The 21525-nt window shown below is 45.5% G+C and carries 16 protein-coding genes and 1 riboswitch; of the genes, 9 read left to right on the top strand and 7 right to left on the bottom strand.

The features are described 5' to 3' along the window. Window positions 1–140: 140 nt before the first annotated feature. The 3 genes from L1D23_RS09330 to L1D23_RS09320 all read left to right on the top strand — a co-directional run bounded on the left by L1D23_RS09330 (window position 141) and on the right by L1D23_RS09320 (window position 3392). Window positions 141–1355 carry a pyridoxal phosphate-dependent aminotransferase gene (locus L1D23_RS09330; RefSeq protein WP_239837342.1) on the top strand — a complete coding sequence of 405 codons (1215 nt, stop codon included), beginning with the start codon at window positions 141–143 and terminating at the stop codon, window positions 1353–1355. A 75-nt stretch (window positions 1356–1430) separates the two neighbouring features. Then, on the top strand, window positions 1431–2030 hold the full coding sequence (yfbR, locus tag L1D23_RS09325; protein WP_239865768.1) for a 5'-deoxynucleotidase: 600 nt from the start codon (window positions 1431–1433) through the stop codon (window positions 2028–2030). Between the two features lie 45 nt (window positions 2031–2075). Then, window positions 2076–3392: an anti-phage deoxyguanosine triphosphatase gene (locus tag L1D23_RS09320; RefSeq protein WP_239865767.1), complete on the top strand. Its 1317-nt coding sequence runs from the start codon at window positions 2076–2078 to the stop codon at window positions 3390–3392. A 30-nt stretch (window positions 3393–3422) separates the two neighbouring features. Here the strand turns inward: L1D23_RS09320 and L1D23_RS09315 are convergent, their stop codons facing one another. Beyond that, complete coding sequence (locus L1D23_RS09315) at window positions 3423–4433, bottom strand: adenosine deaminase (RefSeq protein WP_239865766.1); 1011 nt, start codon at window positions 4431–4433, stop codon at window positions 3423–3425. An 82-nt stretch (window positions 4434–4515) separates the two neighbouring features. Beyond that, window positions 4516–4615: riboswitch (purine riboswitch) on the bottom strand. Window positions 4616–4719: 104 nt separating this feature from the next. Further along, a complete protein-coding gene (locus tag L1D23_RS09310; RefSeq protein WP_239865765.1) occupies window positions 4720–5325 on the bottom strand; it encodes a DTW domain-containing protein in 606 nt (201 codons plus the stop codon). A gap of 3 nt (window positions 5326–5328) precedes the next feature. Between L1D23_RS09310 and rrtA the strand changes: the two genes are divergently transcribed. Together rrtA and L1D23_RS09300 are read left to right on the top strand one after the other, a co-directional pair. Next, a complete protein-coding gene (gene rrtA, locus L1D23_RS09305; protein ID WP_239865764.1) occupies window positions 5329–5895 on the top strand; it encodes a rhombosortase in 567 nt (188 codons plus the stop codon). 101 nt (window positions 5896–5996) lie between these two features. Then, window positions 5997–7448 (top strand): DEAD/DEAH box helicase, encoded by a 1452-nt coding sequence (locus L1D23_RS09300; protein ID WP_239865763.1) that lies wholly within the window; start codon window positions 5997–5999, stop codon window positions 7446–7448. Between the two features lie 61 nt (window positions 7449–7509). Here the strand turns inward: L1D23_RS09300 and sohB are convergent, their stop codons facing one another. Beyond that, a complete protein-coding gene (sohB, locus tag L1D23_RS09295) occupies window positions 7510–8571 on the bottom strand; it encodes a protease SohB (protein WP_239865762.1) in 1062 nt (353 codons plus the stop codon). A gap of 88 nt (window positions 8572–8659) precedes the next feature. Between sohB and L1D23_RS09290 the strand changes: the two genes are divergently transcribed. Then, complete coding sequence (locus L1D23_RS09290) at window positions 8660–9403, top strand: YciK family oxidoreductase (protein ID WP_239837361.1); 744 nt, start codon at window positions 8660–8662, stop codon at window positions 9401–9403. Between the two features lie 79 nt (window positions 9404–9482). On the opposite strand, the gene pyk is transcribed toward L1D23_RS09290, so the two are convergent. Next, the gene (gene pyk, locus L1D23_RS09285; protein ID WP_239865761.1) at window positions 9483–10925 is read right to left on the bottom strand and encodes a pyruvate kinase; all 1443 of its coding nucleotides are present in this window, start codon (window positions 10923–10925) and stop codon (window positions 9483–9485) included. Between the two features lie 299 nt (window positions 10926–11224). On the opposite strand from pyk, the gene L1D23_RS09280 reads away from it, so the two are divergent. The 3 genes from L1D23_RS09280 to L1D23_RS09270 all read left to right on the top strand — a co-directional run bounded on the left by L1D23_RS09280 (window position 11225) and on the right by L1D23_RS09270 (window position 15466). Continuing rightward, entirely contained in the window at window positions 11225–12442 is a 1218-nt protein-coding gene (locus tag L1D23_RS09280) for an ROK family protein (RefSeq protein ID WP_239865759.1), read from the top strand. Window positions 12443–12566: 124 nt separating this feature from the next. Then, window positions 12567–13514: a chemotaxis protein CheV gene (locus L1D23_RS09275; protein WP_239837364.1), complete on the top strand. Its 948-nt coding sequence runs from the start codon at window positions 12567–12569 to the stop codon at window positions 13512–13514. Between the two features lie 248 nt (window positions 13515–13762). Further along, window positions 13763–15466: a protein adenylyltransferase SelO family protein gene (locus tag L1D23_RS09270; protein ID WP_239865757.1), complete on the top strand. Its 1704-nt coding sequence runs from the start codon at window positions 13763–13765 to the stop codon at window positions 15464–15466. A 106-nt stretch (window positions 15467–15572) separates the two neighbouring features. Here the strand turns inward: L1D23_RS09270 and L1D23_RS09265 are convergent, their stop codons facing one another. The 3 genes from L1D23_RS09265 to torC all read right to left on the bottom strand — a co-directional run bounded on the left by L1D23_RS09265 (window position 15573) and on the right by torC (window position 21484). Beyond that, window positions 15573–17513 carry a metallophosphoesterase gene (locus L1D23_RS09265; RefSeq protein WP_239865750.1) on the bottom strand — a complete coding sequence of 647 codons (1941 nt, stop codon included), beginning with the start codon at window positions 17511–17513 and terminating at the stop codon, window positions 15573–15575. Window positions 17514–17812: 299 nt separating this feature from the next. Then, window positions 17813–20275, bottom strand: coding sequence for a trimethylamine-N-oxide reductase TorA (gene torA, locus L1D23_RS09260; RefSeq protein WP_239865749.1), 2463 nt, complete (start codon window positions 20273–20275; stop codon window positions 17813–17815). Between the two features lie 24 nt (window positions 20276–20299). Further along, the gene (gene torC / locus L1D23_RS09255; RefSeq protein WP_239865748.1) at window positions 20300–21484 is read right to left on the bottom strand and encodes a pentaheme c-type cytochrome TorC; all 1185 of its coding nucleotides are present in this window, start codon (window positions 21482–21484) and stop codon (window positions 20300–20302) included. Between the last annotated feature and the right edge of the window lie 41 nt (window positions 21485–21525).

The raw sequence follows: 21525 nt of genomic DNA, 5'->3' as shown, positions 1-21525 counted from the left end.
AGCCCATCTTTTGCATGATCCTGTGATTGCAAACGAGCAAAGTGCATACAAAAACGCGCCATACCTCAGTTTTTTATTCTAACAAAGGGCTTTTTGATGTACTTTAATAAAGAAATACAATCATTTCTAGGTTTTATACAATGCAAAATATCGGGATGTCATCAAAACTCGATAATGTCTGCTATGACATTAGAGGGCCTGTGCTCAAACATGCTAAGCGTATGGAAGAAGAAGGGCATAAAATACTGAAGCTCAATATCGGTAATCCAGCCCCATTTGGTTTTGATGCCCCAGATGAAATTTTAGTTGATGTCATTCGTAACCTACCAACATCACAAGGCTACTGTGATTCAAAAGGCATCTATTCCGCGCGCAAAGCCGTTGTTCAGCACTATCAACGTAAAGGGATTCGCTCTTTAGATGTTGAAGATGTCTATATCGGTAACGGGGCTTCTGAGCTGATTGTCATGTCGATGCAGGCGTTGCTAAATAATGGCGATGAAATGCTTGTTCCAGCGCCGGATTACCCTCTCTGGACTGCGTCCGTTGCTCTGTCTGGCGGTAAAGCAGTGCATTACCTATGTGATGAACAAGCAGACTGGTACCCCGATCTCGATGACATTCGCAAAAAAATCACACCAAAGACGAGGGGAATTGTCTTAATTAACCCCAATAACCCAACAGGTGCTGTTTACAGCCGTGATTTTCTCTTGGAAGTGATCGAAATTGCGCGCCAGCACAAGTTGATCATCTTCGCTGACGAGATCTACGATAAAGTACTCTATGATGGGGCAACGCATACTTCTGTCGCAACACTCTCTGATGATGTCTTAACCGTTACCTTTAACGGTCTTTCCAAAGCCTATCGCGTCTGTGGTTTCCGTGGTGGCTGGATGTTCCTCACCGGCCCGAAACATCTCGCTCAAGGGTACGTTAATGGCTTGGACATGCTGGCTTCAATGCGTTTGTGTGCCAATGTACCGATGCAACATGCTATTCAAACCGCACTGGGTGGCTATCAGAGTATTAATGAGCTTATCCTACCTGGCGGCCGCTTATTGGAACAGCGTGACCGCGCTTTTGAACTGATCAATCAGATCCCAGGGGTATCTTGTGTCAAACCCAAAGGCGCAATGTACTTGTTCCCCAAAATTGACACTAAGATGTATAACATTAAAGACGATCAGAAAATGGTTCTTGATTTCCTCATTCAGGAAAAAGTTCTATTGGTTCAGGGATCTGGCTTCAACTGGCCGAAACCCGATCACTTCCGCATCGTCACTCTCCCGCACGTAGAAGATCTTGAGATGGCGATTGGTCGTTTTGAACGATTCCTATCGACTTATAGTCAGTAGTAGTAATTAGATTCGATTTTTCATATGCTTAATGAGCACTCAATGAGTGCTCTTTTTTATTTTGGAGGGAGATATATGACAGAAAGTAAAACCAAAGAAAGTCACTTCTTCGCCCACCTTGCTCGAATGAAACTGATACAGCGCTGGCCTCTGATGCGTTCAGTATCGACTGAGAATATCTCAGAGCATAGCCTTCAAGTCGCCTTTGTTGCTCACGCTCTAGCACTCATCAAAAATAAGAAATTTGGTGGTAACCTCAACCCCGAGCGGATTGCGTTATTAGGGATGTACCATGATACCAGTGAGGTGCTGACTGGGGATCTTCCCACCCCAGTTAAATATTACAACCCAGAAATAGCAAAAGAATATAAGAAGATAGAAGCCGCCGCCGAAAAGAAACTGCTGTCGATGTTACCCGAAGAGTTTCAAGAAGATTTTGCCCCTTACTTGGTCTCTCAAGCCGCCTACCCCGACGACGAAATCATCGTCAAGCAAGCCGACACTATCTGTGCCTATCTGAAATGCCTTGAAGAGCTCAGCGCTGGTAATCACGAATATGCACTGGCGAAGAAGCGCCTTGATGTCACTTTACAGGAAAGACGAACCCCAGAAATGGACTACTTCCTCACGACATTCGCTCCAAGCTTTGAATTATCTCTGGACGAGATTAGCTAGGTAATAAAGAATGGTTGGTAAAGTTATAAGAGCAAAGGTCATATTATGACGTTCAAAATCAGCTCCTTATGGGATGAGCGCCACGATGACGAACATAAGATCCGTCGCGACGATCACCGCAGTCCTTATCAACGCGACCGAGCGAGAATTCTTCATTCGGCAGCGTTTAGACGTTTGCAGGCAAAAACTCAGGTTCATGGCAACAGTTTCGACGATTTTCACCGCACTCGGCTTACTCACTCTCTCGAAGCCGCCCAGTTAGGAACGGGAATCGTTGCGCAGATAAAAAAGAAACAGCCAAAATTTCGCGACCTTTTGCCGAGTGATAGCTTAATTGACTCACTTTGCTTAGCCCACGACATCGGTCACCCACCATATGGGCATGGCGGTGAAGTCGCCCTCAACTATATGATGCGAGAGCACGGCGGCTTTGAAGGCAATGCACAAACATTCCGCATTGTCACCAAGCTCGAGCCTTATACTGAGAATTTTGGCATGAATCTCGTACGGCGGACATTACTTGGTTTGATCAAATACCCCGCTCTTATCAGTCAAACGTACGCAGATGTCGCTCCAGACAGCGTCTCTCATCAGCGCCAACTCAAAGCAAAGGAATGGTCACCCGCCAAGGGTTTATATGACTGTGACCAGTCTCTCTTTGACTGGGTACTTGCCCCGCTGAGTGAAACCGATAAGCAACGGTTCAGCCAGATGCGTGACGAAAACGTAATGCCGCATCAACACAAGAAAACTCGCTTTAAATCCATTGATTGCTCCATTATGGAACTGGCTGATGACATTGCCTATGGAGTGCATGATCTCGAAGATGCAGTCGTGCTTGGCATGGTGACAAGACACCAGTGGATAGAAGGCGCGGCGAGTTTGCTTTCGGAGAGTGGTGAGCCTTGGTTTGAAGCCCATATCGACTCCATTACAGAGATGCTATTTTCCGGTACTCACCACCAGCGTAAAGACGCCATTGGTGGCATGGTGAACGCATTACTCACCAGTATTTCCATAAAGCCTGTTGACGCGCCTTTCGAAAGTGAACTGCTGGCATTTAATGCTTATTTAGAACCTGAAATGGCACAAGCACTCGAGATACTTAAGCGCTTTGTCAGTGAGTATGTGATTCAGGTGCCTCATGTTCAAGTTGTCGAGTACAAGGGGCAACAGATCATTATGGATATCTTTGAAGCCCTCAGTGCCGATCCTGAGCGATTACTGCCAATACCGATTCGCCATCAATGGCAACAAATGAGCTGTGAAAGTGAAGGCTATCGTGTGATTGCGGACTATATTTCATCGATGACTGACGGCCATGCTCAGAGACTGCACCAGCAGTTGTTCTCATCTCATTAACAGAAAGCGGAGTTTATGCTCCGCTTGTTTCTAACACCTGTCGACAAATTCATCGAGTCGGCTCATTAGACGTTGCTTCTCACTGTCACTGATAAAACTCGCTTCAATCGCATTGCGACTAAATTGCGCCAACTCTTCTTGCGTCAACATGTGGCTGTCTGCTACAGCTAGAAAGTTGTCTGTCATATAGCCACCAAAATAGGCCGGGTCATCTGAGTTGATCGTTACACACAGCCCTTGCCTCAATAAACCGACAACATTGTGTTGCTTCATCTCCTCAAATACTTTGAGCTTAGTGTTGGACAGTGGGCAAACCGTCAGCGGCATACGCGACTGTGCCAGCGACACCACCAGATTCGGATCATCGGCGCAGCGCACGCCGTGGTCAATGCGCGACACTTTCAATAATTCAAGGCTATTATAAATGTTGGCAACAGGCCCCTCTTCTCCTGCATGGGCGACCGTGAGAAAACCAGCCTCGAGTGCTTTGGCAAAAACACGAGCAAACTTCTCTGGCGGGTGGCCCACTTCCGATGAATCCAAACCAACACCAATGATTTTATCTTTGTGTGCCAATGCTTGTTCTAAGGTGACAAAGGCACTTTGCTCATCCAGATGACGTAAAAAACACATGATGACTCGACTACTGATACCCAATTGCGTCTTCGCATCTTGCAAAGCGCGGTGAATACCGTTGATCACGGTGTCAAACGCAATACCACGCTCAGTATGAGTTTGTGGGTCGAAGAAGATCTCGGTGTGGATGACATTGTCAGCCTGACAGCGCAACAAATAAGCCCAGGTTAAATCGTAAAAATCCTGTTCATGAATCAACACGTTGGCACCTTGATAGTAGATATCAAGGAATGACTGAAGGTTAGTAAACTCATACGCGGCTTTGACCTCTTCAGGCGTGGTAAATGGCAGCGCGACTTGATTGCGTAATGCGAGTTCAAACATCATCTCAGGCTCAAGTGAACCTTCAATATGCAGATGCAACTCAACTTTTGGTAACTGACGAATAAATTCTGTTTGGTTCACGCTTGTCTCCCCATTCAATTCGATTGGTATTCAACAAACGCTTTTCTCTTGTGAAGATAATCAGACATACAAAGAGAAAAGCGCAATGCACTTCACTCTTCGTAATCTGAAATTTGCGGTTTCAGGTAGAGACTCCCACACCCTATCAGTGGGATTATACGAAGCATCGGTTATGACGTAACAGCCATAACTAAACGATTGCGCGTAATCATATCCTGACAAAGATTCACTGTACAACGCTGCGCTTGAAAATAATTTTAGACCTCAAATGGCGAGTTTGCGTTTATTACCGATAATTTTTTTCAAACACACCGGGTGGCATCTGCTTGATTTGAAAGTCAATCATGTGATTGAACGTATCAAGTAATGGGGTGAAGTCTTGCTCTGGTTGCAGCAAAGTCAGGATATGGTAGCCAGCCTCCACGGTAGATAAACTATTGTCACTGGGAGCTTTGCGAATACGATAATTTCCCTGTAGGTTCTCCGGCAAATGTACTAAAGGTAATGCCTGTAAATTTTCAGACAATTGCCACATTTTGTACGCTTTTTTCCACGTGCCATCGAGCAAAATAATCCGTACTTTTTCTTCTCTGAAGACGGCTTTAGTCACCTCTTCATGGCTGACAGACACTTCTCCCGGATAAAGCACAAAATGTTGATAGCTTTCCTCAGCCAACAGCTGATTCAGCTCATTATGCTGAGTAAAATTTTCACCTTCAAACAGGTAACTATTCTCAAGCGAGAGTCTGAGAATACGCGCTGTGCCCATGGGCCTGTTTGTTTCTGTCGGATGCTGTAAGATGACCAACTCAACATTCGATGTTAGGCTTTGTATCCACTCACAAATACAAGCTTTGAGTGACTTACCACATTGAGAACAATATCGGGACATAGCGTGCGTTTACTTCTTCTGTTAATTGCTATCAGCTTAGTCTGCCTAGGCGTGCAGTTCGAGCCGTTAGCCAGCCTGACATACTGGCATTATCAACTTATTTCTGAAGGCCAGTGGTGGCGAATCCTAACAGGAAATTTCACCCACACCAACTATGCTCATTTAGGCATGAATCTGGCTGGCTTGTGGGTTATCACTTACCTGTTTAAACCAAGAGTGACTTCTCTGCTCTGTGTATTGTTCGTGATTAGCTTATCCGTGGGTGTACTAAACCTGACAACAAGCATGACTAGCTATGTTGGTCTTTCTGGTGTGCTACATGGCATTTTTGCCTATTATGCGCTTCTGGAATCCTTACAAGGTCGTAAAGGTAGCTGGTTACTTGTCATTGGCGTATTAGCTAAAGTGGGCTGGGAAATGACCATGGGCGCCTCGCAATCGACCAGCGAGTTAATCAATGCCCGTGTAGCCGTGGAGTCTCATCTGTTTGGCGCATTGGCAGGTCTCGTGCTTGCTTTTGTCACGACTAAGCTAAACTTTCAGACAAGACTTAACCGCTCTCAGCGATAATTTCTATTGATGTTCCTGACCAAAGGGCTCAGAATGGCGCCCTTTTGCTGGTGGTCGATTGCCGCCAGAGCACTTATCTCACCTTAAACAGAGAACAATTTATGGGTTTTACCGCTTTAGGCCTTTCTGCCCCGCTCCTCAAAGCCATCGATGATCAGGGTTATGACAAACCATCTCCAATTCAGGAGCAAGCCATTCCCGCAGTGTTAGCAGGTAAAGATGTCATGGCAGCGGCTCAGACAGGTACGGGTAAAACCGCAGGCTTCACATTACCTATTCTAGAACGATTAGATAATGGCACCCGAGTCAAAGGCAACCATGTGAGAGCACTGGTGCTGACACCGACCCGTGAATTGGCGGCTCAGGTTCAGGAAAACGTGTTTAAGTACAGCCGTTATCAACGCCTGACGTCGAATGTAGTATTCGGCGGAGTGAAGATTAATCCACAAATGATGAAGCTGCGTAAAGGCACTGACGTGCTTGTCGCAACTCCGGGGCGATTGCTCGATTTATACCAGCAAAATGCAATTAACTTCTCTCAGCTGGAAGTTTTAGTGTTGGATGAAGCGGATCGCATGTTGGATATGGGCTTTATTCGCGATATCCGTAAAATTCTCGCCCTGCTTCCAGAGAAGCGCCAAAACCTACTGTTCTCTGCAACCTTCTCTGCAGAGATTCGCGAACTAGCCAAAGGTCTAGTCAATGATCCGGTCGAAGTCTCTGTTAACCCTGAGAACTCCACTGCGGTTACCATTGAACAATCTATCTACCCAGCGGATAAGCGTAAAAAAGCACCGATGCTGGTGAAGCTCATCAAAGATGGTGATTGGAGACAAGTTCTAGTCTTCAGCCGTACCAAACACGGAGCTAACCGACTTTCTCATTACCTTAATGATCAAGGTATTACGGCGGCGCCTATTCATGGTAACAAAAGCCAAGGCGCACGCACCAAGGCACTGGCTGATTTTAAATCCGGAGAAGTGCGTGTATTAGTTGCCACAGATATTGCCGCACGTGGTATCGACATTCCTCAACTGCCTCAGGTTGTCAACTTCGAACTGCCTCACGTAGCAGAAGACTACGTCCACAGAATTGGCCGTACTGGCCGCGCGGGTGAAGTCGGCAAAGCAATCTCTTTAGTTGAAGCAGCAGAAGCCAGTGAACTATTTGGTATTGAACGACTCATCCAGCAAGTATTACCTCGGTTGGAGCTGGAAGGCTATAAGCCCGTCAATGTGCTGCCGGAATCTAAGTTGGACACTCGCCCAATCAAACCTAAGAAACCGAAAAAGCCTAAGAAGCCAAAAGTCGACCATGCCGATGGTCAGCGCTCAGGTGACAATGCTCGTGGCCATAAGCCTGCGGGGAAAAACAAGCGTCATTTTGGCCATAACAAACCCAATGGTGATGGCTCCAAGAGTCATAATGGTGGTAAACGTCAGGATGGCAGCTCTAGTACTAGCAAAGCCTCAAACAAGGCTGGCAATAATGGACAGAAACGTCGTAGACCAGCACACCGCAAGCCAAACCATTCGCAACCTAAAGCACAGTAACCAAATACACAAAGCCCCTCAGTTGAGGGGCTTTTCATTTAACTAAACAAAAGAAGTCAGCTTACACGATAGGACGCTGACCACGATCAATCAGCTTCATCAGTACGTTATCAGCCGCTTCACCTGCTAATCCAGCAAGCTTTGAGGTCAGCTTTTTCTTCTCTACGTAGTGAATCGCTAAGACTGTTTTATCTTTGCACGCTTCCACAACCAGATCATCAGAAGTTTTGATTTCATCAACCAGACCCAGTGAATGCGCCTGAGTGCCAAACCAGTGTTCACCAGTGGCCACTTTATCTAATTCAAGCTCAGGGCGACGCTCACGAATAAAGTCTTTAAATAGGCCATGTGTTTCTTCGAGCTCTTGTTTGAACTTCTCACGCGCTTTATCGGTGTTCTCGCCAAACATGGTCAAGGTACGCTTGTATTCGCCCGCTGTGAGCTGTTCATACTCGATATCGTACTTCTTGAGCACTTTATTGAAGTTAGGTAGCTGGGCAATCACACCAATGGAACCTACGATTGCAAATGGTGCTGAAACAATCTTGTCAGCAATACATGCCATCATGTAACCACCACTGGCAGCCACTTTGTCTACCGCAATCGTCAGTGGCAGCTTAGCCGCCTTAATACGATCCAGTTGAGACGATGCTAAACCATAACCATGTACCATACCGCCGCCAGACTCTAGGCGCAGTAGTACTTCGTCCCCTTCACGAGCTACCGCGAGAATTGCGGTTACTTCTTCGCGTAGTGACGCGACTTCTTTGGCGTCAATGCTGCCTTTGAAATCCAGAACAAATAGGTGAGGCTCACGCTTGCTGTCCAAATCACCGTCTTTTGAGGCTTGCTTGATTTCTTTCTCACGTGTCTTGGTTTTTTCTTTTTCTTGCTTCTTCTCAGCTTTATCACGCGCTTTAATAAACGCTGAATCATGCAGGTGATGCTCAAGCTGCTCAACAGTGTTTTTATGCTGATCCGTTAAGTTGGTGATCTCCAACTCACCCTTTGCAGCACCACTTTTTCCACCTACGGCTTTGGCAATAATAAGAATCGCAATCACTGCGACTACAACAGTCACAATCTTGGCTAAAAACAGCCCGTAGTCCAACAAAAATTCCAATGTTATATCCCCTAATATGCGAATTAGTGTATTGTAACCACCATCTTACGGATTCATAAAGCAGAACATTACAATAAGGATGCATGTCGTGGATTATTCCGTTTCCTCAGATGCTTTAAAAGACAAAGTCATTCTCGTCACTGGTGCCGGTGACGGCATCGGTAAGCAAGCCGCTCTTTCTTACGCTCAGCACGGTGCTACGGTCATTTTGTTAGGTCGTACAGTGAAGAAGCTTGAGCAAACCTACGATGAAATTGAAGCTGCTGGCTACCCTCAACCGGCGATCATTCCTCTGGATATGAAAGGCGCAAGCAAGCAAAACTATCTTGATATGGCCGATACCATTGGTAGTCAATTTGGTCGGCTTGATGGTGTGTTACACAACGCCAGTCAACTGGGTGTACTGAGCCCATTTGATCAGATTGGCGAAGACACATATGACGATATCATGCAGGTTAATGTTAAAGCACAATTCCTAATGACTCAGGCGATTTTGCCCCTGCTACACAAGTCACAAGATGCGAGTGTCATATTCACTTCATCCACGGTAGGCCATGCTGGCCGTGCTTTTTGGGGCACTTACGCGATATCTAAGTTCGCAACGGAAGGCATGATGCAGATTCTGGCAGATGAGTTGAGCGATACACACATTCGTGTCAATGCGATTAATCCAGGCGGTACACGCACTTCCATGCGCGCGAAGGCTTACCCAGCAGAAGACGCTGAGTTGCTGAAAACGCCACTGGATATCATGCCGCTTTATCTTCACCTGATGTCGAACGAAAGCAAAGACGTGCGTGGTCAGTGTATTGATGCTCAGCCGAAGAAGTAGATAATCATTCGCTAATACAAAAACGCCTTGTGTTTCCACAAGGCGTTTTTTATCCCATCAATTCACTCTGTCTGCAATTTTAGACAGAAAGTATTCGCATGCAGTTAGTCGAACCAACCACATCCATGACATCCCCTTGAGTGATGATCACTAAATCACCATCGTGCAGCAGGCCTTTTGCTTTCAAACAGCCGACTGCTGATACGGCCATGGGTAAACCTGACTCGCCTTTGGAGTCAAAGTAAACAGGCGTGACCCCGCGATACAGTGCAGTGTGATTCAAGGTACTCTCATTGCGTGATAAAGCAAAGATTGGCAAGCCTGAACTGAGCCGAGACATCATCAGTGCCGTCCGGCCTGACTCCGTTAGAGTCACAATACCTTTGATGCCTTCCATGTGGTTTGCAGCAAACATGGTCGACATCGCAATAGTTTCTTCACTCCCTTTAAATACAGAGTCCATACGGTAGCTAGAGCGGTTAATTGCCGACATTTTCTCAGCGCCCAAACAGACTTCAGCCATTGAACGCACAGTTTCTAGGGGATATTTCCCTGCTGCCGTCTCACCAGACAACATCACTGCATCAGTACCATCCAAAACCGCATTCGCCACGTCCATGACTTCTGCACGAGTAGGCATAGGGTTTTCGATCATCGACTCCATCATTTGAGTGGCAGTAATAACGGTACGGTTGAGACTTCTCGCACGGCGAATCAATTGTTTTTGGACACCGATGAGTTCTGGATCACCAATTTCTACCCCTAAGTCACCACGTGCAACCATGACAGCGTCTGATGCCAATATGATATCGTCGATGTTCTCTTCGCTTTCAACCGTTTCTGCACGTTCTACTTTCGCGACGAGTTTCGCTTCTAGCCCTGCATCTCTTGCCAAGCGGCGAGCGTATTTCATATCTTCACCATTGCGAGGAAATGAAACGGCTAGGTAATCCACTTTAATTTGCGCAGCAATCTTGATGTCATTTTTATCCTTTTCAGTTAGGGCATCCGCTGACAACCCCCCCCCTTTCTTGTTGATCCCTTTATTGTTGGAAAGTGAACCGCCAATAAGGACTTTCGTAATGACTTGATTACCTGATACCTTGGTCACTTGTAGCTGCACACGACCATCGTCCAGAAGTAAGATATCACCTGTTGAGACATCTTGTGGCAGCTCCTTATAATCAAGCCCCACCGCATTTTGATCACCTTGCCCCTGTGCGAGATCGCTATCGAGGATAAAGGTATCACCAACAGTCAAATGAATCTTATTGTCTTTGAATGTTGATACCCGAATTTTGGGCCCTTGAAGATCGCCCAGAATAGCGACATGAGTCCCCAGTTGAGCTGCAATATTACGTACGCGGGTCGCGCGCTGAATATGATCGTCTGCAGTACCGTGTGAGAAATTCATTCTGACAACATTAGCGCCAGCCTGAATGATCGCTTCTAGAATCCCTTCTTTGTCCGTCGATGGACCTAACGTAGTGACGATTTTTGTTCTTCTTTGTATAGCTGTCATGATGATTTCCTTGATCAAACCGTGGATCCGTAAGTCATTAATGAAAAAATAGAGACCCTAATTGAGTATATGCAAAATACTGACTTATGAGAGATTTAGGGGTAATTTATCTCGCTCGAAAGACATATTTATTAATGCAAAAAAATGCAGAGTTAAATGTGATATCTGTTTTGCAATTTGATTGAACGCCCAAAGAATCATGTTTATCCGTGATGCTTGTCACGGCAATCTATCAAAGCTCTTCACAATTACTTCGCAAAGTAAAAAAATTGCTCAGTTGTTGATATTCGGAGCACCCTATGTACATGGCTCAACCAGGTCATATTGATCATATCAAGCAGGTCAATGCTGGCCGTGTATATAAACTCATTGATCAGAAAGGCCCTATTTCTCGGATTGACTTGTCAAAAGAGAGTGAGCTTGCCCCTGCAAGTATCACCAAAATTACTCGAGAGCTGATTGATGCTCACCTTATCCATGAAACCACCGTTCAGGAAGCGACCAGCCGTGGACGCCCGGCTGTTGGCTTACAGGTGAACAATGAGGGTTGGCAGTTTCTCTCGATGCGCCTTGGGCGCGGCTATTTGACAATCGCATTGCACGAGTTGGGTGGTGATGTTCTGATTGACACTAAAATCGACATTCATGAAATTGATCAAGATGACGTCTTAGCTCGCTTACTCCATGAAATAGAAGAGTTTTTCCAGACTTATTCTGAGCAACTAGATCGTGTCACCAGTATTGCACTCACCTTACCTGGCTTGGTCAATTCAGAAAAAGGCATTGTCTTACAGATGCCGCATTATAATGTTGAGAACCTTTCTCTCGGCCCTGAAATTTACAAAGCAACGGGATTACCTGTTTTTATTGCCAATGACACTCGCGCTTGGGCATTGGCGGAGAAGCTGTTTGGTCATTCTCAGGAAAACGAAAACTCGGTACTGATTTCTATCCACCATGGTCTTGGTGCCGGTATTGTCCTTGATGGCCGTGTGCTTCAAGGGCGTCACGGTAACATCGGTGAACTTGGTCATATTCAAATCGACCCGAATGGTAAACTTTGTCATTGTGGTAATCGTGGCTGTCTGGAAACGGTCGCAAGTTCTCAGGCTATCCGGAGTGAGGTATCAGAGCGACTAGCCAACGGCGAAGCGTCAATTTTATCGGAAATCGAGGAACTGACCGTTGAAGACATTTGTGAAGCCGCCGCCAACGGTGACCCTCTTGCAGTCGATGCAGTTGAAAAACTAGGCCGTTACTTAGGCTCTGCTATCGCCATTGTCATTAACTTGTTTAACCCTGAAAAAATCCTCATTGGTGGAGCCATCAACCAGGCGAAAGCTGTCCTTTATCCAGCCATTCAAAATTGCATCAAGGAACAAAGCTTACCCGTGTATCATCAGGACCTTGAAGTGGTCGAATCTCGTTTCTATAAGCAGGCAACCATGCCCGGTGCAGCCTTGATAAAGCAGGCACTTTACGACGGTTTATTATTGATGAAAGTGATAGAAGGCTAAGCTCCTAGCTAAGAAGCTTTATCTTTTATGTAAACCCATATAACCTTCAAGTTGTATGGGTTTATTTTTGTTTAGCCTGGCTTTAGGCTATTTTTGATATATTACAAAGTAGTTGAGAGATCGTATGTCCGGAGTTTTAAATAGCGTTGATCAGCGAACGAATCTTGTTGGTGAAAACCGATTGGAATTGTTGCTGTTCAGTCTTAACAGCCGTCAGCTCTTTGCAATCAACGTATTCAAAGTTCGTGAGGTGATCAAAGTCCCACCTCTCACTAAAATGCCAGGATCACATCACAACATTACCGGTGTCGCTTCTCTACGCGGTGTCTCAGTTCCTGTTATTGATTTACGAAGTGCGATTGGCTTCCCGCCATCTCGACAAGAAGATCAAGAACAGAACCTGATCATTACTGAGTATAACCGTACCGTTCAAGGCTTCTTGGTTGGTCAAGTGCGCAATATCGTCAACACTGCTTGGACGGAAATCCAGCCCCCACCCAAAACAGCAGGACGTGCGAATTATTTAACCGCCATCACTCACACCAAAGATAATGACCAACACCAAATTGTTGAGATCATTGATGTAGAGAAAGTGTTGGCTGAAATTATCGACTATGATGTATCCATCTCTGAAGGCGTATTGGACGAAGAATTGGCCGCTCAGATGGTCGGTCGTAATGTTCTGATTGTTGACGACTCCTCCACCGCTCGAGCTCAAGTCAAAGGAACCTTATCTCAGCTTGGCCTGAATATTCTTGAATGTCGTGACGGCCTTGAAGCTCTTCATTTAATTAAAGGGTGGAGTGAAGAGGGTAAAGATGTTCCTCGTGAATTACTGCTAATGATCACGGATGCCGAAATGCCAGAAATGGATGGGTATAAGCTGACTCACGAGATTCGCAGTGATCCGAAATTGAAAGATCTGTACATCACATTGAATACGTCGCTAAGTGGTAGCTTCAATGAAGCAATGGTGAAAAAAGTAGGCTGTGACCGGTTTATTTCTAAATTCCAGCCTGATTTGCTGGTAGAAGTCGCCCAAGATCGGTTACGTGACATTTTAACCAGATAACGCTCCCTCTATTTAAGTTATAGATTTGGCTCATTAGTTAATACTATGAGCCTAAATATCGTGTTATCACTAGCGTTTCCAGCCTGACTCGGCCTGTGTCCAAGTGTCGTATACCACTTCCCCTGAAAAACAATAAATGTTACCGCTCAGCTCAAATAACATTCCCCCTTACAGCACAATGATGCCTTTTAGTCTTAACCAACGTATCATTGTGGTAGATGACACCTATATTCGGGATGATAAACACCATGAGTCAACAAGAAAGGACTGGCTGCTCTGCGGCTATTGATAATCTAAGCCATTTTGCTCAAGCCTCGGACTACTCTTTACTCGATACGCTTCTTCCCGATCCTGACGCAACAGAAAACGGCGAAGATCATTTTCCAAGGCAGGTCTTTTCAGGTCATTATGTTCCCGTAAAACCAACTCCCATTACTGACCCTGTCTACGTTAGTCATAGCCAAGCGTTTTTTAAACAACTGGGATTAGACGATACTCTTGCCCATAGCGAGGAGTTTAAACGCCTGTTTTCTGGCGATGTCAGCTGTGTCCCAGCTCCTATGCGCAATATCGGCTGGGCGACAGGCTATGCTTTATCGATCTTCGGGAATGAATATACCGACCAGTGCCCATTTCGAACAGGCAATGGCTATGGTGATGGACGGGCGATTTCTGTGTTTGAAGGTGTGCTCAACCACCAACGCTGGGAAATGCAGTTAAAAGGTGGTGGGCCCACTCCATACTGCCGCGGTGCAGATGGCCGTGCCGTGCTGCGATCCAGTGTCCGAGAGTTTCTCGCTCAGGAGCATATGCATGCTCTCGGCGTTGCCTCATCTCGCTCTTTAAGCTTATTTGTCTCTCAGTCTGATACTGTTGATCGCCCTTGGTACCGAGAAGGCTCCCGCTCACAAGATCCCGACATCATGGTATCGAACCCTGTAGCGATTACCACACGTGTTGCACCTTCATTCTTACGGGTTGGCCAACTTGAACTCTTTGGACGAAGAGCACGAAGCCAAGCTCATCCGAATGCATTAAAAGAACTGGAGATGATGGTTTTACATATGGTCGAGCGAGAGTATAAGGATCAGATCGATGCCACGCTTCCTCTAATGGACAAAGTACTGAAACTGGCAATGGCATTTCGTGACAGGCTGGGGCTCCTAGTGACTAACTGGCTACGTGTGGGATTTTGCCAAGGTAACTTCAATAGTGACAATTGCGCTATAGGTGGCTTCACCTTGGACTATGGCCCTTTCGGATTTTGCGAGCGCTTTGAGCCCTACTTCCAACCATGGACAGGGGGTGGTCGTCATTTTGCCTTCTTTAACCAGCCATTAGCTGCGGAAAAAAACTTTGAATCTTTCTGTAGCGCAATAGAACCTCTGTTAAAGTCTTCCCCAGAGCTTATCGATCAATTGGATGAGATTCGCCAAGATTTCTCTTCACTGATGCAAGACAACATCACTCAAATGTGGGCAGACAAATTAGGGCTCGACACGTTTGATGCTGAGTTGTTTCATTCCCTAATGACTCTGATGATGAAGACTCATGTCGATTACACTATATTTTTCCGTGAGCTTTCAAAAATTCCACAAGAAGTCTCTGAAATCGCCAAGAGCTTTTACGCAGAGCCTGATGAGACGTTAGAAAACGAGTGGAGTGAGTGGTTAACATCATGGCGTGAGTTACTCAATGTTGAAAAAGGTATCGAGGTTATCTCTCGTGACATGAAGCAAGTGAACCCTAAATACACTTGGCGCGAATGGCTTATTGTCCCCGCTTATGAGCAAGCTAGACAGGGAAATTTTGCGCTTATCCATGAGTTACAAGAGATATTAGCGGATCCGTATGGTGAGCAATCCAAAGAGGTCGAAGAGAAATACTACAAGCTAAGACCGTTAGAGTATTTCTCAGCAGGTGGTATCTCTCATTATAGCTGCTCTTCATAATCCGAAGTGGAAGCTTGACTGGATACGTCTATCTGTTAAATGAACAGCGTGAACTAAGTAACGGTGACATACTCATGAGTATGTCACCGTATGATTGAATAATACGTTAAGGCTGAAGGTTGACCTCAAAAGTCCCAGTGTCACTCCAGTCAGACCAGTTCAAATCGGCGCTACGAACACGTACTTTCCAGTGCCATCTATCACCATCTTGAATGTCGAACTGTGGCGCTTGGTTGCCCTGACCTAAGAATCGATCGTATGCGCTGGTATGAGTCACTTTTTCACGACGAACATCACCCGCTTCAACTAAAGTGTCTTCATCAGAATCGGTTTTGCTCATAATCTCATGTTTTAGAGTGTAAATATGGTCACTCCATTTATAAGCTTCATCACCACCGATATAAAACTTATTAATAAAATTAGTCAGATCTAATTTTGTAAGGTCCACTCCTTCTTGACTATCGACTAGATCGCCTTCACGCCACGTTGGATCCACTTCATCACCCGGGTCTTCCCCCTCTTTCGGCTGAGGCATCACATTGTGCTTACGTGTATGGTTGCCCCATAAATCATAGACATCGCCTTCAAACTCAGCGTCTTTCGATAGCTGCCACTGCACTTCATAAATCGAATCAGGATCACTATGGCTTATTTCAAGCATGATATCCTTGCTGTCCACTTCTCCATTCGGTGAGACAATTTGTGGAGCAGGAAGCACTGTCTTGCCTGGCGTCACTGTCACTTCATCTGTCATTTCAAACCCGTCTTGAAGTGAGCCATAACCACCGACTTTACTTGCCACCGTTGCAGAGTATCGCTTCATATTGACACTCTCACTACCATTGGCATTAAAGGTCAGGATATTAAAACCAAATTCACTTCTGCTGATCGCAAATGTATTGTAATCCTGTACATCATATAGCATATGAGTGTCATGAATCGGCTCTCGATAGCCTTGCGAGGTTGATGCATTAACCCAAAGGTGATTGGTGTCCATCGACTGCCCACGGGAATAAGCATGAGTATGGCCGAAAAAGTGCCCAGAGATATGCCCCGTCGCTTTTGAATAGTTTTCTGTTTCCGCGACTAACTCACAGGAACCTAAGCTCTCACCTGTGATCCACAGCTCAGACAAGCACGGATGATGGAACATAGAAAATACATACTTTATATCTTCATTATTCTGCGTTGTGTTGAGTTTGTCTTTCAACCATTGACGTTGGGTTCTCATGACGTCTCTTTGAAAATTCGAATGATCATGAGAGATGGGGAAGCTGTCTAAACCTATAATGCGTAAACGCCCTAAATCAATCGAATACCAAGTTTCTTCGTACCCTTCAACACCATTGGTCGGCTTTTCGAAGAAATGCTTGTATATACCTAAGTTTGAACCATCATAGTAGTCATGGTTTCCTGGGACCGTAATTAAAGGGACATAAGGAGTAATATTCTTCATTTGTTCAAAGAACTCATGACGCCAATGCTCCATAACGTTACCTGTAGAGACGACATCCCCCGCAATAGTAATTGCTGATATATTATCTGCACATGTGGCTTCGTTCCCTTCACATGCGTAAGAAATGATCCCTTTATTAACGACATCGCTCAAAACACCAATCGTATCACCATTTTGAGTATCGCCTATCGCAACAATATTAAGTTCTGAGCTATCCCCTTGCTCTGGTAAAGTTTTAAAGGCGAATTTAGGGGATTTGGATTTTATTTTTCCTTCATCCTGTGAGTTAAGAGCAACGATATAATACTCATACACAGTTGATGGTTTTAGGTCATTGAGCACAGCTGTTTTAGTGTTAGAAATAGATTCATCGATCAAATCCGCCTCTACAATAATAAACTCCTCAGAGCTTTCCTTAGGCCTAGCCCAAACTTGAGTATGTTCATCCAAGGCCTCAAAACGTACCGTCATACTATTACTAGTAGGCATCTGAAGGTATGGATGAATAATGAAATCAATTTTTCCATTTGTCGTTAGGGAGATAGTATTATCCTCTTCCTGACAACCCATTAATGTCAATACTATTGACAATGCCAAAATTTCCTTTTTCACAAAACAATCTCTACTAATTAATATTAAGAGAAATAGATATTGGTTAAGTGAGATTTTAATTTCATGACATTAAGTTTAATTATTTTTTCATTAAATATTTCAAAATAATAAAAACATCAATATAAGTCAAACTTAATTGATAAACGAAATATATGCGAAGGGAAATTAATATAAACTTATAAAATTAAGTGGTTTTTATTTAGACTGAAAAATATTAAAAAACAATACTAAGCCTGCTATATATTAATTCATATATAGCAGGCTCGCTTTACTCACACTTAGGCGACTTCGATTGGGCCACCGAATGACGTCACTGGGGGGACCTTACCTGTGAACTTCTCAAAATCAACGATACATGTATTCGCAGAGGTTGCCTGAGCAAGCTCCGAAGAACCGATATCCATTGTTAACGTATTTGGATCACCATAGGTACAAATTGCCCCTTCTTTTTCGTTCAGAGGACCATACCAGGCACCCTCTTCGATACGGATAACACCACGAGCGTAGCTATCCATAAGAACAGCGCCTGCTAGTAATTGACCACGGTCGTTAAACACACGAACCAAATCACCGTCTTTAATGCCTTTATCTTTCGCATCCTGAGGGTTTATGTAAACCGGTTCACGACCTTGCACCGCGTAAGTTGCACGGAATTCTTCCGACTCACACATTTGCGAGTGCAGGCGTTTATCCGGGTGACACGATTGCAGCCAGAATGGGAACTTGTCTGAACCCGGTCCACCATGTGAGCGTTCTGTCTTTTCAAACCACATTGGGTGTTCCTGACAGTGCTCATAGCCATAACGACCAATCTTACGGGAGGTAATCTCAATAAAGCCAGAAGGAGTACCAAGTGCGTTAATTTCTGGATCTTCACGGAAATCAGCGTGTCGAACCCAAGGTTTACCTTCGCCGAAATCAAGAACGCTCTGTTCCCAGAAATCGTCGAACGATGGCATGTCGAACTTACCTTTGTTTGCCGCACGACAGTCATCATACAATGAGCGAACCCACTGCATTTCATCCATACCACGCGTGTACTCGTTATGGCGGCCAAATCGACGACTGAGCTCGGTGAAGATCTCGAAGTCTGTCTTAGATTGGAACAATGGATCCACTAGACGGTGCATCGCAATCAAACCTTTACCTGAGTATGAGCCGTAGACGTCGATGTCATTACGTTCAAACTGAGTACAAGCTGGTAGAACGATATCAGAGAATCGACACGTTGCAGTCCAAGCGAACTCTACAGTCACCACTGTCTGAAGCTGCTTGAAGGCCTTCTTCATACGGTTGCGATCTTGGTGGTGATGCCACGGGTTGTTCCCTGAAATCACCATCATTTTGTAACCCGGTAACTTCACTTTACTACCGTTGTAGCGAATTTCTTTACCCGGTTCCAACAGACAGTCAATCCAACGGGCAACAGGAATGGTTTTGCTGTAACCGTTGTAGTCATTGTTGTCCCATTTTGGCTTCATACCTTGGTCAAGGTTACGTGGGAAACCACCCGGTGCAGCGAAGCCAGTTGAAGGTACGCCGATACCAGAATAGTGGTGACCATAAGAAATACCGCCACCCGGAAGACCAATTTGACCGACCATTGACGCCACAACTGCCGCCGCCCAATAAGGCTGTTCACCGTGCTCCTGACGCTGAATACACCATCCCATCAGGATCTGTGTGCGACCATTAACCAGCATGCGCGCAAATTCACGGATCTTGTCAGCGCTTACGCCACAAATCTCAGCCGCCCATTCCGGTGTTTTTTCAAGTTTGTCTTTCGTCTCACCTTGAACGTACTTAATAAACTCGTCGAAACCAAGGCAGTAGGTATCAATGAACTTCTGATCGTGAAGTTTTTCGTTGTACAACACATGAGCGACCGCCAACATAAACGCAACGTCAGTCATTGGGTTAATGTACAAGTGATCATTTTGTAGGAAACGCTGAGTTTTGTTCTTCACTGGGTCAACAGAAAGTACGTTGATTTCGCCTTTAGCGACTTTCTCTTTCAATTGCTCCAAGTAAGGGAATGACTGGTGAGTTTCACAGTTCCAACCAACCTGAAGGTTCTTCACCGGATCATTAGCCCATAGGATGATGTTATCTGAGTTTTCCAGAATCTCAGACCACGATGTACCTTGTGCGTAAACTTCTGTCGAACCCAATACATACGGCAGAATCGTCTGGCCAGCGCCAGTTGAGTAATCACCAACTTTTGTAATGAAGTTACCATGCATACCCACTGCACGCTGCATGTGACTGGTACAGCTATGGAATTGACCTGTCTGACGCCAACCCGTTTGGCCTGCGTGCAATGCCCAAGGTCCATAGTCTTTCTGAATGCGCTCTAACTCACGGTAGAACAGATCCAAAGCTTCATCCCAAGTGACACGAATAAAGCGATTGTCGCCGCGAGTTTCGGCACTGTACTTGTGCTTTTTCAACCAATCTAGGCGCACCATTGGGTAGCGGACACGAGACGGGTTGTAAATCACCCCCTTGATGCCGTTGATCATATCAGTTGGGTTGGTATCTGTTTCTAGCGGCTTGATCTCTTGAACTTTACCCGCATAGATATGAGCACGGAATGCGCCCCAATGAGACCCCGATACTTTCCATGTTCCTGTTGTTTCTGCTGCACTTGCAGAAGCCGATGCCAATAAGCTTGGACCGATGACTGATGCTGCACTGGTCGTTGCTACACCTTTAAGAAAACTTCTTCGTGTAATAGCCATTTCAATTACTCCATCCGACGCTTATTAGTGATGACCTTCAGCAAAATCTGAAGAGTGCTTCTGTAGGTACTTCAATACTAGGGCTTCGCTATCTGTGTCGAAGTTAACAAACGCCAACATACCGTTGAACATACCGGGCCAAGTGTTCGCATCGAAGTGCGCTTCATCAGGCTGTGTGTGACAAACTGAACAGTTGGTCTTATAGGCTTCGCTCGCTTTTTCCCAGATAGGCGTCACGTCGTTTAGCATTGCTTCTTTTCTCATCCAAACTGTAGCTGCCACTTTCTCCCAAGGAAGGCCCGTTAGTTCATCGACTTTCTTCTCGCCTTTAGTGACAATTTCATCGCTGGTCGCCGCTTCTTTTAGCAATGAACCCACCGCGATGTTCATACCAAAGTCTTCTTGGATGACACGGCCAAAGCCTTTTGCTTTGCGCCAGCCATCAATCTCAACCTTCATCATTTCGCCCTTGTCTTCTAGAACTGTAACTGTCGATGCTGGGTTAAGCAGGCCTGCTTCTTCAGCCCCCGTTTCATCAAAATAGACAGGTAGATGGCGAACGCTCACCAAGGCGTTACCCACGGAGTAATCTGTGCTGGAAGTCAGCTGCTCCAGCTCACCAACAATCCCACCAATACTGTCCATACCGGCTGGAAGCTTGTGCGCAATACCTTTATGGCAGTCAACACAGCTCTGATCTTTTTCCGCCGCTTGCTTCATTTGGATGCGAGCCGTTGGGGACATTTGTTCAAAGTCCATTGACTCATAGTTGTGGCAGTTTTTGCACTCCAAGGATTTGTTCGCAGAGAAGCGATCCCATTCGTGTTTAGCGAGTTCGATACGGCGCTCTTCAAATACACCTGGTTCGTCGTAGTTACCAAACACTTGGGCGAATACTTCTTTAGAGGCTTGCATCTTACGGGCAATTTTATCGGTCCAGTTATGAGGAACGTGACAATCAGGGCAAGTAGCTCGCACACCTGAATGGTTTTTCCAGTGAACCGTTTCTTGGAGTTCAACGTAGACGTTGTCACGCATGGTATGACAGCTAATACAGAACTCTTCCGTATTAGTCGCTTCTAGTGCTGTGTTGAAACCACCCCAGAAGATGACACCAGCAATAAAGCCGCCCATCGTCAGCACACCGAGGCTGATATGAACCGCTGGGCGCGTCATAGTGCGCCACAATTTAACAATCAATGATTTCATGGTTTGCTCTCTTAAATTTTTCAAAATGTGGAAATGAGCTC

The sequence above is a fragment of the Vibrio sp. Isolate24 genome (genome assembly GCF_022398215.1).
Taxonomy (GTDB): Bacteria; Pseudomonadota; Gammaproteobacteria; order Enterobacterales; family Vibrionaceae; genus Vibrio; species Vibrio coralliilyticus_A.
This window is presented reverse-complemented; position numbering and strand designations above follow the sequence as displayed.

Excerpts from the sequence above, each read along its gene's own strand:
- L1D23_RS09330 (WP_239837342.1), top strand. The coding sequence starts at position 141 with ATGCAAAATATCGGGATGTCATCAAAACTCGATAATGTCTGCTATGAC.
- yfbR (WP_239865768.1), top strand. The coding sequence starts at position 1,431 with ATGACAGAAAGTAAAACCAAAGAAAGTCACTTCTTCGCCCACCTTGCT.
- L1D23_RS09320 (WP_239865767.1), top strand. The coding sequence starts at position 2,076 with ATGACGTTCAAAATCAGCTCCTTATGGGATGAGCGCCACGATGACGAA.
- L1D23_RS09310 (WP_239865765.1), bottom strand. The coding sequence starts at position 5,325 with ATGTCCCGATATTGTTCTCAATGTGGTAAGTCACTCAAAGCTTGTATT.
- L1D23_RS09300 (WP_239865763.1), top strand. The coding sequence starts at position 5,997 with ATGGGTTTTACCGCTTTAGGCCTTTCTGCCCCGCTCCTCAAAGCCATC.
- pyk (WP_239865761.1), bottom strand. The coding sequence starts at position 10,925 with ATGACAGCTATACAAAGAAGAACAAAAATCGTCACTACGTTAGGTCCA.
- L1D23_RS09280 (WP_239865759.1), top strand. The coding sequence starts at position 11,225 with ATGTACATGGCTCAACCAGGTCATATTGATCATATCAAGCAGGTCAAT.
- L1D23_RS09275 (WP_239837364.1), top strand. The coding sequence starts at position 12,567 with ATGTCCGGAGTTTTAAATAGCGTTGATCAGCGAACGAATCTTGTTGGT.
- L1D23_RS09270 (WP_239865757.1), top strand. The coding sequence starts at position 13,763 with ATGAGTCAACAAGAAAGGACTGGCTGCTCTGCGGCTATTGATAATCTA.
- torA (WP_239865749.1), bottom strand. The coding sequence starts at position 20,275 with ATGGCTATTACACGAAGAAGTTTTCTTAAAGGTGTAGCAACGACCAGT.
- torC (WP_239865748.1), bottom strand. The coding sequence starts at position 21,484 with ATGAAATCATTGATTGTTAAATTGTGGCGCACTATGACGCGCCCAGCG.